The sequence below is a fragment of the Enterobacter sp. CM29 genome, assembly GCF_013179605.1.
Taxonomy (GTDB): Bacteria; Pseudomonadota; Gammaproteobacteria; order Enterobacterales; family Enterobacteriaceae; genus Enterobacter; species Enterobacter intestinihominis.
In genome coordinates this window covers 1-13,811 of record NZ_JABMCU010000017.1, presented here as the reverse complement: position 1 = coordinate 13,811, position 13,811 = coordinate 1, and the positions used below count along the sequence as shown (strand labels likewise).

Here is a 13,811-nt window from a genome sequence, read left to right as displayed (position 1 = left end):
GCTGTTTTGTTCACTGTAAGGAGGATTAGGGTGGCTGACTTGTTAACCGCACCGCCTGTACTGCCCGGAAAATTTGCTTTCTTTTTTGACCTCGACGGGACGCTCGCCGGAATTGAACCGCATCCTGACGACGTCGTTGTACCGGATCTGGTGTTAGAGAATTTGCAGCAGCTCTCCCGACAGAACGAGGGGGCACTGGCATTGATTTCAGGGCGCTCAATGGCCGAGCTGGATGTGCTCGCCAGTCCTTATCACTTTCCGCTGGCCGGTGTGCACGGAGCGGAGCGCCGCGATATCCATGATCAACTGCATATAGTTTCACTCCCCGATACGCTGGTTCAGGCGCTGCATGCGCAACTCTCTTCTGCTCTGGAACTGCTTCCCGGTACGGAACTGGAAGCCAAAGGCATGGCCTTTGCGCTGCACTACCGTCAGGCGCCTCACCATGAGGCGGCGATCTTTTCGGTAGCAAGAAGCGTGGCGGAAGCCCATCCGGAGCTGGCGTTACAGCCCGGTAAATGTGTGGTCGAGATTAAACCAGCAGGAATTAATAAAGGCGCTGCCATTGCAGCGTTTATGGCGGAAGCGCCGTTTAAAGGGCGTACGCCAGTATTTTTTGGGGATGACCTGACCGACGAGGCCGGGTTCAGCGTGGTAAACCAGGCCAGTGGCATGTCTGTCAAGGTAGGGCCGGGTGAAACCGTTGCCGGATGGCGGCTGGAAAACGTCGCCAGCGTCTGGCAGTGGATATCTGATGTCGCTAACCAGCAACAACAACAAATAGCGCAAAACAACGGGAGAAATCATTATGGGTCGCTTAGTCGTCGTCTCTAATCGCATCGCACCGCCGGATGATAAAAAAGCCAGTGCCGGTGGCCTGGCGGTCGGGGTATTAGGTGCCCTCAAAGCCGCGGGTGGTCTCTGGTTTGGCTGGAGCGGGGAAATCAGTAATGATGAGAAACCGCTTAAAAAGGTGTCACGGGGCAATATCACGTGGGCTTCCTTCGCACTCAGTGAGAAGGACTATGATGAATATTATTCCGAGTTCTCAAACGCCGTGCTGTGGCCAGCGTTTCACTATCGTCTGGACCTGGTGAAATTCCAGCGTGAATCCTATGAAGGCTATATGCGCGTTAATGCGCTGCTGGCAGATAAACTGCTGCCGCTGATCGAAGAAGACGATATTTTATGGATCCACGATTACCATCTGCTGCCTTTCGCCAGAGAGCTGCGAAAACGTGGTGTGAATAACCGAATCGGTTTTTTCCTGCACATCCCTTTCCCGACGCCGGAGATTTTCACGGCACTGCCGCAGCATGAAGAGATCCTTGAGGCGCTGTCCGATTACGACCTGCTCGGTTTCCAGACGGAAAACGACAGGCTGGCCTTCCTCGACAGCGTGTCCGGTAAAACCCGACTGGTCACTCACGGCGGCAAATCTCACACCGCGTGGGGACGTAATTTCCATACCGAGGTCTACCCGATTGGTATTGAGCCAGACGAAATTGCCGAGCAGGCCTCCGGTCCATTGCCTCCGAAGCTTGCCCAGCTTAAGGATGAACTCAAGCACGTTAAGAATATCTTTTCGGTTGAACGACTTGATTATTCCAAAGGGTTGCCGGAGCGATTCCTCGCGTACGAAACCCTGCTGGAAAAATTCCCGCAGCATCACGGCAAGATTCGTTATACCCAGATAGCGCCGACCTCACGCGGTGAGGTTCAGGCCTATCAGGATATCCGTCACCAGCTTGAGACCGAAGCAGGGCGCATCAACGGGCGCTACGGGCAGCTTGGCTGGACACCACTTTTCTATTTGAATCAGCACTTTGAGCGCAAAATTCTAATGAAAGTGTTCCGCTATGCGGACGTCGGGCTGGTCACGCCCCTACGCGACGGGATGAATCTGGTGGCAAAAGAGTATGTTGCAGCACAAGATCCTGCTGACCCGGGTGTGCTGGTGCTGTCTCAATTTGCCGGTGCGGCAAACGAGTTAACCTCAGCGCTGATTGTAAACCCTTACGATCGCGATGACGTGGCAAATGCCCTGAACCGTGCGTTAACTATGCCGCTTGCGGAACGTATTTCACGCCATTCGGAAATGATGGAGACCATCATGAAGAATGATATTAACCGCTGGCAGGCGCGTTTTATTGACGATTTGCGCGCGATCCAGCCGCAAAGTCAGGAAGGTGATCTGCAAAAAAAGATCGCGACCTTCCCTAAACTCGCCTGATTTTCTCCGGGGGCATTAATTGCCCCCAAGAGGCACCAGCAGGACATCAACCTGGCTTGACGAAACGATAGATTTTGCCGAGCATGCCGCACGAGAAAAAAAACTCTGGTTATGATTTCCGCAAATAACCAGGTCAATATTCTCTTTCTGACAGATGTCGAGTATATGCGCGCTTAATTCACCGGTCGCGATAACGGTCTGATGAATCGGATAGTCTGCCCTCTCCACCAACTCTTGCAGGAATTGGTGCGTTTCCTCCTGCAATACCTCACGTATATCTTCCAGCATCGGCGCAGCCAGCTGATTATACATTTCGGGTTCCGCGGCCAGCGTGATCAGGCTGATGCGGGCATTGGCGGGGCGGGCGATGGATACGGCTCGGGCGACAAGCTGGTGGCTTTCGGGAGAAACAGCAACTGAAACAAGCAGATGGGAGTAACTCATCACGCACTCCTTTGATGTCAGAATGACAAGTTTCCCCAGCTTTACCGCGAAACTGCCATTACTGCAAGAGGTGAATGCGTCATTAGTGTGAAGCTTATCATAATTATTCATTAATTATTCTTATAAGAAGAATAACTGAAAAGATGGCCTAAATGAAAAAAATTAACAGCTTAACGTAAATTACACATTTTCCCTTCCGGGTGGTTAACTCGCCTTAACTCATCATCAACCCGGCGTAGATCGTTACGCAACGAAACTGATTTTTGTGTTGCCAGCGTTAACCTACTGTTTTTACTTTATTAATTAATGGTAGTTTCAACGTGAAGTTTTCCCCATAGCAGATCAATGCGGATTTGCCCTGTCTTTACATTTCCCAGACCCAATTCCCCCGGCCGGATGCATGAGTATTCGTTCCTGAAGAATATAAACAAGCTTGGGTTGGATAAAAAACACTCAAATTACAAGTCACGCTGATGGATTTATGGGTTACATTCGCGTAAATTATGTGACGCAGATCACATTTTTTTTAAATTCCAGGGGGGGCTGCATTGTATGTGTCAAAACTGACGAGTAGAGTTTGCGTCGAATTAGGAAAAATCTTAGTTATTTGTAAGAAAAGATAAAATGTGTAACCGACATTTTGGCCATGTTAACCGGTCACGCGCTTTACGACGTACAAACCTAAATTCAACTATGCATTTGGCCTTTTCTTTTTATACCGGGTGATTTCCCGGCGACATCACGGGGTGCGGTCTTTCCGCATAAAAATAATAGTTGGTTATTCGGGATGGGAAAAATGCATACATCCGAGTTGCTAAAACATATTTACGACATCAATTTGTCGTATTTATTGCTCGCGCAGCGTTTGATTAGTCAGGACAAACCGTCAGCGATGTTTCGTCTGGGTGTTAACGAAGAGATGGCAACCATGCTGGGGGGATTAACACTTCCGCAGATGGTCAAGCTGGCTGAAACCAATCAGCTTGTCTGCCAGTTCCGTTTCGATAACCCGCAGACCATTACGCGTCTGACTCAGGAATCCCGCGTGGACGATCTGCAACAGATCCACACCGGTATTCTTCTCTCCACCCGCCTGCTCAACGAAATCAGCCAGCCTGACGACGTAGCCCGGAAGAAAAGGGCTTAACAATGAGCGAAAAAAGCATTGTTCAGGAAGCCCGTGATATCCAGCTGGCAATGGAACTCATCACGCTGGGTGCGCGTTTACAAATGCTGGAAAGCGAGACGCAACTGAGCCGTGGTCGTTTGATCAAGCTGTACAAAGAATTGCGTGGTAGCCCACCGCCAAAAGGCATGCTGCCGTTTTCGACTGACTGGTTCATGACCTGGGAGCAGAACATCCATGCTTCCATGTTCTGTAACGCCTGGCAGTACCTGCTTAAAACGGGCTTATGCAGCGGCGTGGATGCCGTGATTAAAGCCTACAAACTTTACCTTGAGCAATGCCCGCAGCAGGAACAGGGACCCCTGCTGGCGCTGACCCGCGCATGGACGCTGGTGCGTTTTGTTGAAAGCGGAATGCTTGAATTGTCGCGCTGCAACTGCTGTGACGGCAATTTTATTACCCACGCGCACCAGCCTGCGGGCAGCTTCGCCTGTAGTTTATGCCAGCCTCCATCCCGAGCCGTAAAAAGACGTAAACTTTCCCGGGATGCTGCCGATATTATTCCACAACTGCTGGATGAACAGATCGAACACGCTGTTTAACCCGAACCTGTGGGCAAGATTCCAGCAGCGGTAAGCGATTACCGCTGCTTTTTTTTACCCTGCGTTCAGGTCACGCGCTCGAAATGAACGTCCTGCCATAGTCACTAGCGGAAGGATGATGTCGTGCTTATCTTATTAGGTTACCTGGTAGTTCTCGGTACAGTTTTCGGCGGTTACATGATGACCGGCGGGCACCTTGGAGCACTCTATCAACCGGCTGAACTTGTCATCATCGGCGGTGCAGGGGTAGGGGCTTTTATCGTTGGTAACAACGGTAAATCGATCAAGGGCACGCTGAAGGCGATTCCGCTGCTGTTTCGTCGCTCGAAATACACCAAAAGCATGTATATGGATCTTCTGGCGCTGCTCTATCGCCTGATGGCGAAGTCACGTCAGCAAGGAATGTTCTCGCTGGAGCGGGACATTGAAAACCCGAAAGAGAGCGAAATTTTCGCCAGCTACCCGCGTATTTTGGCTGACGCGATGATGCTCGATTTTATCGTCGATTACCTGCGACTGATCATCAGCGGCAACATGAACACCTTCGAAATTGAAGCCCTGATGGACGAAGAGATCGAAACCCACGAGAGCGAATCCGAAGTGCCGGCCAACAGCCTGGCGCTGGTGGGCGACTCGCTTCCGGCGTTCGGTATAGTGGCGGCGGTCATGGGCGTCGTTCATGCCCTGGCCTCGGCGGATCGCCCGGCGGCTGAACTGGGCGCCCTGATTGCCCACGCAATGGTGGGGACGTTCCTCGGTATCTTGCTGGCGTACGGTTTTATCTCCCCGCTGGCGAGCGTTCTGCGTCAAAAGAGCGCGGAAACCACCAAAATGATGCAGTGCGTGAAGATCACGCTGCTCTCCAACCTCAACGGTTACGCACCACCGATCGCCGTCGAATTTGGCCGTAAAACGCTGTACTCCAGCGAGCGTCCGTCGTTTATCGAGCTTGAAGAACACGTGCGCGCGGTTAAAAACCCCAACCAACAGACGACAACTGAGGACGCATGAAAAACCAGTCCCATCCGATCGTCATCGTAAAAAAACGCAAGCATAAGGGGCACGGGCACGGTTCTCACGGCTCATGGAAGATCGCGTACGCCGACTTTATGACCGCCATGATGGCCTTCTTTCTGGTGATGTGGCTGATCTCCATCTCCAGCCCGAAAGAGCTTATTCAGATTGCGGAATATTTCAGAACGCCGCTGGCGACGGCGGTCACCGGCGGGCCGCGCATATCGAACAGCGACAGCCCGATCCCCGGCGGCGGTGACGATTACACCCAGCAGCAGGGCGAAGTGAAAAAACAGCCTAACATCGATGAGCTGAAAAAACGGATGGAGCAGGCGCGCCTGAAAAAACTGCGCGGTGACCTGGATCAGCTGATTGAGGCGGACCCTAAACTGCGCGCGCTGCGTCCGCATCTGAAAATTGACCTGGTGCAGGAAGGGCTGCGTATTCAGATCATCGACAGCCAGAACCGACCGATGTTCAAAACCGGCAGTGCCGACGTGGAGCCCTACATGCGCGATATTCTGCGTGCGATTGCACCGGTGCTGAACGGCATTCCGAACCGCGTTAGCCTCTCCGGTCACACGGATGATTTCCCGTACGCCACGGGAGAGAAGGGATACAGCAACTGGGAGCTTTCTGCCGATCGCGCCAACGCCTCGCGTCGCGAGCTGGTGGCGGGTGGGCTTGATGATGGCAAGGTCCTGCGCGTGGTCGGCATGGCTGCAACCATGCGCCTGACCGACCGCGGACCGGATGACGCCATCAACCGTCGTATCAGTCTTTTAGTGCTGAACCAGCAGGCGGAGCAGGCCATCCTGCATGAAAACGCCGAAAGTCAGAATGAGTCACTGGACGATTTAAAACAGCCTGGGGCCGTCCCTTCGGCTGCCGTTCCAACATCGCCACCAGCCAATCCGAGGTGATAGCGTGAGCATGGATATTACCGATTTTTACCAGACATTTTTTGATGAAGCCGACGAATTGTTGGCCGATATGGAGCAACATTTGCTGGATCTGGTGCCCGAGGCACCGGACTCAGAACAGCTCAACGCCATCTTCCGTGCGGCGCATTCCATTAAAGGCGGAGCCGGAACGTTTGGATTTACCATTTTGCAGGAAACGACCCATTTAATGGAAAACCTGCTGGATGAAGCACGACGCGGTGAGATGCAGCTCAATACCGACATTATCAACCTGTTTTTGGAAACGAAAGATATTATGCAGGAACAGCTCGACGCCTATAAAAGTTCGGCAGAGCCTGATGCCGCCAGCTTTGAATACATCTGCAACGCGCTGCGTCAGTTAGCGCTGGAAGCCAAAGGTGAGGCGTCTGCGCCCGTTGTCCCTGCGGCAAAACTGAGCGTTGTTGACGCCGCGGCCAAACCAGACAGTGCGCCTGATGCGCCCGCAGGAAAATTGCGCGTAGTGCTGTCACGGCTGAAAGAGAACGAGGTCAACCTGCTGGAAGAGGAGCTGGGTAACCTGGCGACGCTCAGCAACGTGGTGAAGGGTAAAGACAGCCTGGCCGCGACGCTCGACGGCGGGATCGGCCAGGATGACATTGTGGCGGTGCTGTGCTTCGTGATTGAAGCGGATCAAATTGCGTTTGAAACCGAGGCGGCGGCCGTTGAAGTGCCCGCGCCGGCAGAAATTGCCCCTGCGGTAGTTGCCGCTGCCCCTGCACTGAAAGCCGTGCCCAAAGAGACGGCTGCCCCGGCCCGCGGTGAAAAACCGGCGGCGCGTTCCAGCGAGTCCACAAGCATTCGCGTGGCGGTAGAGAAAGTGGATCAGCTGATCAACCTGGTGGGTGAACTGGTGATCACCCAGTCGATGCTGGCCCAGCGCTCCAACGAGCTGGACCCGGTGACCCACGGCGATCTCATCACCAGCATGGGCCAGTTACAACGTAACGCCCGCGATTTGCAGGAATCGGTGATGTCCATCCGCATGATGCCGATGGAATATGTCTTCAGCCGCTTCCCGCGCCTGGTGCGCGACCTGGCCAGCAAGCTCAACAAACAGATCGAACTCACGCTGATGGGCAGCTCCACCGAGCTGGATAAGAGCCTGATTGAACGCATTATCGACCCGTTAACGCACCTGGTGCGTAACAGCCTCGACCACGGCATTGAGCTGCCGGAAAACCGCGTGGCAGCCGGAAAATCGCCAGTGGGCAACCTGATCCTGTCAGCAGAACATCAGGGCGGCAACATCTGCATCGAAGTGACCGATGACGGCGCGGGCCTGAACCGCGAGCGCATTCTGGCGAAGGCGATTTCGCAGGGCATGGCGGTCAACGAAAACATGACTGACGAAGAAGTGGGCATGCTGATTTTTGCCCCGGGCTTCTCAACCGCAGAGCAGGTCACCGACGTTTCCGGCCGCGGCGTGGGCATGGACGTGGTGAAACGTAACATTCAGGAGATGGGCGGTCACGTTGAGATCCAGTCTAAGCAGGGCGCGGGCACCACGATCCGTATCCTGCTGCCGCTGACGCTGGCCATTCTTGACGGCATGTCCGTTAAAGTGGCGGACGAAGTCTTTATTCTGCCGCTGAACGCGGTGATGGAATCCCTCCAGCCGCGCGAAGAAGATCTGCATCCGCTGGCGGGCGGCGAGCGCGTGCTCGAAGTGCGCGGCGAGTACCTGCCGCTGGTGGAACTGTGGAAAGTGTTCGAAGTGGACGGGGCAAAAACCGAGGCCACGCAGGGTATCGTTGTGATCCTGCAAAGCGCCGGTCGCCGCTACGCGCTGCTGGTCGATCAGCTGATTGGTCAGCATCAGGTGGTGGTTAAGAACCTGGAAAGTAACTACCGCAAAGTGCCGGGGATCTCTGCTGCCACCATCCTGGGTGATGGTAGCGTCGCGCTGATCGTCGATGTATCGGCACTTCAGGGATTAAATCGTGAACAACGTGTGGCGAACACAGCCGCCTGATTAAGTAAAAGGTAATAACATGACCGGTATGAGTAACGTAACGAAACTGGCGGGCGAGCCATCTGGGCAGGAATTCCTGGTTTTCACTTTAGGTGATGAAGAGTACGGTATCGACATCCTGAAAGTGCAGGAAATTCGCGGGTACGATCAGGTAACGCGCATCGCGAACACGCCAGCGTTTATCAAGGGTGTGACCAACCTGCGCGGTGTGATTGTGCCTATCGTGGATCTGCGCGTGAAGTTCAGCCAGGGCGATGTGGAGTACAACGATAACACGGTGGTGATTGTTCTGAATCTGGGGCAGCGCGTGGTGGGGATTGTGGTGGACGGCGTGTCAGATGTGCTGTCGCTGACCGCCGATCAAATCCGTCCTGCGCCGGAGTTTGCGGTCACGCTGTCGACGGAATACCTGACAGGGCTGGGTGCGCTCGGCGAGCGTATGCTGATTCTGGTGAATATTGAGAAGCTGCTGAACAGCGAAGAGATGGCGCTGCTGGATATTGCGGCGAATCACGTGGCATAAAATAATGCCGGGTGGCGGCTTCGCCTTACCCGGCCTACAAATGGCTCGAACACGTAGGCCGGGTACGCGCCAGCGCCACCCGGCTCTTTTGTATCTTTACGCCTCCTGCTCCACCAGCTCTGCCTCCGCTTCCCGCGCCCCTTCATTCTGCGACAGCATCGCCGTCGCAATCCCGTTCCCCAGCACGTTAATGGCCGATCTCCCCATATCCAGGAAATGGTCAATCCCCATCAGCAGCAGGATCCCGGCTACCGGAATGTTAAAGCTCGGAATGGTTGCCGCCAGCACCACCAGCGACGAGCGCGGTACGCCCGCAATGCCCTTCGAGGCCAGCATCAGCGTTAACATCAGCACCGTCACCTCGGTAAAACTCAGGTGAATGTTGTACGCCTGGGCAATAAACATTGAGGCGAACGAGCAGTACACCATGGAGCCGACCAGGTTAAACGAGTAGCCGATCGGCAGGACGAAAGAGGCGATATTCCGTGAACAACCAAAGCGCGCTAACTGCTCCAGCGTTTTTGGGTATGCCGCTTCAGAGCTGCTGGTGGTAAACGCCACCAGCACCGGATCTTTCAGCATCGCCACCAGACGGAAAATCTCTTTCTTCAGTACCATGTAACCCACGGCCAGCAATACAAGACAGGTCAGGAGGATCGCCACATAATAACCGCCAATAAACGAGGCATAGTTCAGCAAAATGCCCAGCCCCTGGGTGGCAATGACGGACGAAATCGCCGCGAAAATGGCCAGCGGCGCAACGTACATCACGTAGCCCGTCACCTTCAGCATAATGTGGGATACCACATCCAGCGCCGCGACCAGCGGGGCGTTGAATTTTTGGCCCAGTGACGCGCCGCCAATGCCGAAGAACATCGAGAAGACCACAATTTGCAGGATCTCATTGTTCGCCATCGCGCCGGCAATGCTGGTTGGAATGGTGTGTGACAGGAAGGCTTTCAGCGACATCCCGCTCACGGCCAGGCCGGTATCAACCGTCTCTGTCGGAATGCTCAGGTTCAGACCGCTGCCGGGTTGTTCAAGGGTAACAATAAACAGCCCCACCAGAATGGAAAGTACGGATGAGCTGATAAACCACACCATCGCTTTACCCCCGACGCGCCCAATCGTAGACGTTTCACCCAGCCTCATAATGCCCACCGTCAGGGTGCTGAACACCAGCGGGGCTATCACCATCTTGATCAGCCGCAGGAAAATATCGGTCAGCAGGGTGATGTTCTCCGACCAGGCCTGTATCGCGTCGGGCGAAGCATACTCATGGATCGCCGCACCGGAAAGAATGCCCGCCAGCATGAAAATCACGATGAAGAGCGTGAGTTTGTTTGCACTTGCCACAAAAAGATCCTCTATGCGCTAAAAGAGTTTCCTGCGTCAATGCATACAAAATTTTTATTTAAGCGCAGGAAAATATTCGGGGCATAAATTGAAGTAAAGCTGCGTGAGTTACAACTTGTTTTTAATTTTTATGAAATTCGTTGTTTTTATCATGACGATATATTGTGACTCAGATCACACTACAGGCGATATATCCTCAAGTTAAGCAAGAATAATGCCCATTTTTTTTTGCTAACCCTTTGTAATGTTTGTTAATAACCTGTTAATTCGAGCGGGGTTGCCCTCTTTTTGATGAAAGTGGTTGAAGTGCTAACCATAAACTAAATTCTCAGTAACCGCGCCGGGGAATGTTTAAGCGGGGCTAACATACTGAACAGTATGAATAAAATATGGCAAGCGAACCTATATTTCTTCTGGAGGGTGGTAAATGAAAAGAAAACTTCTTTTTATCTGCGCGGGAACGCTGCTGACGGCGGCAACGGTCGGTCAGGCTCTCGCGGTCACCAGTAGCGGCACTATCGGCGCGACGTTGACGCTGACCAACGGCTGCTTGATCAACGGCTCGCCAACGCAAAACGGCATTAACTTCGGGACGCTCGATTTCGGCACTCATCCTGCAACATTCTCCACCCTGACAACCCAGTTAACCGGTGCCAGCGGAGGAAACACCTTTACCATTCAATGTACCACTGCCAGTTACACGGTGGCGATCACCGGCAACACTAACGCTACCGCACCCGGAACCGTTGTCGGCACCCCAGGTACGCCGGGCCGCTATCTGGTCAACACCGCCAATGCGGCGCAGGGCGTTGCCTACAGCCTGTTCAGCGATAGCGGTTACAACAACGTGGTTGCGAACAATGCCGCGTTGCCGGTCGCCTCTACTGCGGGTGGGGTGGATAGCTACACCCTCTATGCACGCATTACGGGCGGCGGCAATAGCGTGACGGTCGTACCGGGAACCTATACCGACACGATTAACGTCAGCGTCACCTACTGATTCAGCCATGAAGGCATTGTTATGTCTGCGCGACAGCGCAGAGGGCGTCGTGCACCCTTTTTTGACCCTGTTGGTCGGGCTGATGTTGATCCCAGACGCCGGGGCGGTGACGTCTCAGTCATTCAGGGTGAGCGCGACGGTTGTGCCTGGATGCTCGGTGAGCACCGGCACCGGCGGGCGTTTCGGTACGCTGAATTTCGGGACCCGCAGCGGCGTGGAGAGCGCACCGGTCAGCACCAGCTTTGTTGCCGACGGCGCGTTGTCCATCGCCTGCACACCGGGTGTGGCGCTAAGTATGAGCATTAACGGCGGTCAGAATTATAGCTCTGTGCGGCGGATGACGCGTTCAGGCGGGACTGAAGTGGTCGGTTACCGGCTCTACAGCAGCAGCTCTCTGGCCGCAAACAGTGAAATTGGGGTTAACCAGGCAATACCGATTACCTATACCAACAGCAATAACATCGCGCTGCCTCTTTTTGGCGTCGCGCTTTTGACCGGGTTTAGCCCGTCAGGAACGTATTCAGATCAACTCACCGTGACCTTGTCATGGTAGGAAAGGGAGAGCATTGATGAAGCCATTTTTCAGGCGGTCAGGCCTGTTGAGTCTGTTGGGGATAACGGCCCTTACAGCGGTTAAGGCGCAAGCAGCCGCAACCATTCTTCTTTGGCCTATCGATCCGTGGCTTTCGGCAGACGCCAGAGCAACTGAATTGTGGATCCAAAATCAGGGCAACAGCGCCACGACAATGCAGATACGCATTGTGCGCTGGAAACAGGAGGGCGGATATGAGCGTTACACCGCCCAGCAGGATGTGGTCGCCAGCCCGCCGATCGTGACTATCGCTAAAGGCAGTAAACAGCTTATTCGCCTGATTAAGCAGGGGACGATCCCGTCCGGCGTCGAGCAAGCCTACCGCATCATTGTGGATGAGATTCCCCAGCCGGATGCAAAAGCGGAACCGTCTATGGGCCTCAAACTGCAAATGCGCTATTCCATTCCCTTATTTGTTTATGGACAGGGGATCCCCACCCTCAACGAAGGAGAGCATCACGCGCTGGCGAACACTCAGCAGCTCAACTGGCGGGTCATTCAGGAGGAGGGGAAACCTGCGCTTGAGGTCCGCAATCAGGGGAACGTTCACGTCAGGCTCAGCCAGGTTGCGGTTGAGCAGGGCGGGCAAAAACGCACGGTTGCCGAGGGGCTGCTGGGTTATGTGCTGCCAGGCAGCACCCGAAGCTGGCCGCTTCCGGCAGGGATTTATCAGCCGAATCGGATGAGCGCGCAAATTAATGCCAGGGATACGCAATGGCAATCGACGCCCGTCAACTGAAACCGGCGATGATGATCCTGCTTTGCGTCAGTACCAGCGCATTTGCCGAAACCGGCGACGACAGTTTACCGCCGCCGCCGGACGCGCGGACGATGAACGGCGAAGCTGTATTCCAGCTCGCTCTGGTGCTGAACCACTATGACACGGGTCTGGTGGTGCCGGTGACGCAGCGCGAGGGCGCCTGGTTTATTTCAGGAGCGGATTTGCTTCGCGCCGGACTGCCGCAGGAGCATGTGCCTGCCGGAGAGGTGAACCTTTCAACGCTCTCATCGGTACGCGTAGAGTATGACAGCAGCGCCCAGCGGCTCATGCTGACGGTCCCCCGGGACTGGGTTGCGGCGCGGATCACGTCGTTTAGCGGTCAGAGCGCGCAAAGCAAGCCGCATTATGGCCGGGGCGCGCTGCTCAACTACGACGTTTATACCAACCATACCGAGCACACGGGCGGCCAGGCGTCGGTGTGGCATGAGTTCCGCTATTTCAACGAAGACTATTCGTTTTCTTCGACAGGGTACGCCCGACAGAATTTCGCCGGAAGCAGCGGGCAGCAGGAAGGATACGTGCGCTATGACTCAACCCTGCTGATCACCAACGAGGAGGATGCCACCACCTGGACCGTCGGGGACGTCATCAGCGATGCGCTGAGCTGGAGCACCAGCGTGCGGATGGGCGGGATCAGCTACGGGCGCGACTTCTCCCTGCGTCCGGATCTGGTGACCTGGCCGCTGCCGGCGTTTTCCGGTGAGGCGGCCGTCCCGACCTCGGTCGATCTCTTTATTAATGGCTACCGTTCCGGCTCCACCCGCCTTCAGCCGGGGCCGTTTACCCTCACTAACCTGCCGTACATCAACGGCGCAGGGGATGCGGTACTGGTCACCACCGACGCGCTGGGACGTCAGGTGAGCACCACGCTGCCGTTTTATGTCAGCAGCGATCTGCTGAAGCAGGGGTTAAGCGACGGCGCCGTGACGCTGGGCAGCCTGCGGCGCAACTACGGTATAGAGAATTTTGACTATGGCCCGGCGGCGGGCAGCGGATCGTATCGCTACGGGGTGACCGACTGGCTGACGCTGGAGGGGCATGCGGAAGGGGCGGAGTCGCTGGCGCTCGGCGGCGCGGGCACGGTGCTGAAGCTCGGGCGTTTTGGCGTGGTGAACACGTCTTATACCCAAAGCCGGATGCGCGGCGACGAAGGGGGCCAGATGAACTGGGGCTATCAGTACAGCACCAGCGAGTTTAGCGTAG

At 55.0% G+C, this 13,811-nt stretch carries 14 protein-coding genes; 12 read left to right on the top strand and 2 right to left on the bottom strand.

The genetic code is table 11. From position 1 onward, the window contains the following. The first annotated feature begins 30 nt into the window (after positions 1 to 30). Together otsB and otsA are read left to right on the top strand one after the other, a co-directional pair. Positions 31 to 834: a trehalose-phosphatase gene (gene otsB / locus HP459_RS03990; RefSeq protein ID WP_022648515.1), complete on the top strand. Its 804-nt coding sequence runs from the start codon at positions 31 to 33 to the stop codon at positions 832 to 834. Next, the gene (gene otsA / locus HP459_RS03985; RefSeq protein WP_022648514.1) at positions 809 to 2,233 is read left to right on the top strand and encodes an alpha,alpha-trehalose-phosphate synthase; all 1,425 of its coding nucleotides are present in this window, start codon (positions 809 to 811) and stop codon (positions 2,231 to 2,233) included. Before otsB ends, otsA begins: the two co-directional genes overlap by 26 nt. 15 nt (positions 2,234 to 2,248) lie before the next feature. On the opposite strand, the gene uspC is transcribed toward otsA, so the two are convergent. Then, positions 2,249 to 2,677, bottom strand: coding sequence for a universal stress protein UspC (uspC, locus tag HP459_RS03980; protein ID WP_022648513.1), 429 nt, complete (start codon positions 2,675 to 2,677; stop codon positions 2,249 to 2,251). A gap of 796 nt (positions 2,678 to 3,473) precedes the next feature. On the opposite strand from uspC, the gene flhD reads away from it, so the two are divergent. The 6 genes from flhD to cheW all read left to right on the top strand — a co-directional run bounded on the left by flhD (position 3,474) and on the right by cheW (position 8,879). Beyond that, on the top strand, positions 3,474 to 3,824 hold the full coding sequence (gene flhD / locus HP459_RS03975) for a flagellar transcriptional regulator FlhD (protein ID WP_003859693.1): 351 nt from the start codon (positions 3,474 to 3,476) through the stop codon (positions 3,822 to 3,824). 2 nt (positions 3,825 to 3,826) lie between these two features. Beyond that, on the top strand, positions 3,827 to 4,405 hold the full coding sequence (flhC, locus tag HP459_RS03970; protein WP_022648512.1) for a flagellar transcriptional regulator FlhC: 579 nt from the start codon (positions 3,827 to 3,829) through the stop codon (positions 4,403 to 4,405). 123 nt (positions 4,406 to 4,528) lie between these two features. Then, positions 4,529 to 5,416: a flagellar motor stator protein MotA gene (gene motA / locus HP459_RS03965; protein WP_003859696.1), complete on the top strand. Its 888-nt coding sequence runs from the start codon at positions 4,529 to 4,531 to the stop codon at positions 5,414 to 5,416. Continuing rightward, positions 5,413 to 6,342 carry a flagellar motor protein MotB gene (gene motB / locus HP459_RS03960; protein ID WP_022648511.1) on the top strand — a complete coding sequence of 310 codons (930 nt, stop codon included), beginning with the start codon at positions 5,413 to 5,415 and terminating at the stop codon, positions 6,340 to 6,342. Before motA ends, motB begins: the two co-directional genes overlap by 4 nt. A gap of 4 nt (positions 6,343 to 6,346) precedes the next feature. Beyond that, on the top strand, positions 6,347 to 8,356 hold the full coding sequence (gene cheA, locus HP459_RS03955) for a chemotaxis protein CheA (RefSeq protein WP_022648510.1): 2,010 nt from the start codon (positions 6,347 to 6,349) through the stop codon (positions 8,354 to 8,356). A gap of 19 nt (positions 8,357 to 8,375) precedes the next feature. Then, positions 8,376 to 8,879: a chemotaxis protein CheW gene (gene cheW, locus HP459_RS03950; protein WP_003859699.1), complete on the top strand. Its 504-nt coding sequence runs from the start codon at positions 8,376 to 8,378 to the stop codon at positions 8,877 to 8,879. Positions 8,880 to 8,975: 96 nt separating this feature from the next. On the opposite strand, the gene HP459_RS03945 is transcribed toward cheW, so the two are convergent. Further along, entirely contained in the window at positions 8,976 to 10,235 is a 1,260-nt protein-coding gene (locus HP459_RS03945) for a dicarboxylate/amino acid:cation symporter (protein WP_022648509.1), read from the bottom strand. 427 nt (positions 10,236 to 10,662) lie between these two features. Between HP459_RS03945 and HP459_RS03940 the strand changes: the two genes are divergently transcribed. The 4 genes from HP459_RS03940 to HP459_RS03925 all read left to right on the top strand — a co-directional run. Then, entirely contained in the window at positions 10,663 to 11,235 is a 573-nt protein-coding gene (locus HP459_RS03940; protein WP_022648508.1) for a spore coat protein U domain-containing protein, read from the top strand. Between the two features lie 7 nt (positions 11,236 to 11,242). Next, positions 11,243 to 11,788, top strand: coding sequence for a spore coat U domain-containing protein (locus HP459_RS03935; protein ID WP_022648507.1), 546 nt, complete (start codon positions 11,243 to 11,245; stop codon positions 11,786 to 11,788). A gap of 16 nt (positions 11,789 to 11,804) precedes the next feature. Next, complete coding sequence (locus HP459_RS03930; RefSeq protein WP_023300459.1) at positions 11,805 to 12,566, top strand: molecular chaperone; 762 nt, start codon at positions 11,805 to 11,807, stop codon at positions 12,564 to 12,566. Beyond that, on the top strand, positions 12,542 to 13,811 hold a 1,270-nt coding region (locus HP459_RS03925), incomplete at its 3' end, for a fimbria/pilus outer membrane usher protein (protein WP_171935956.1). The genes HP459_RS03930 and HP459_RS03925, both read left to right, overlap by 25 nt.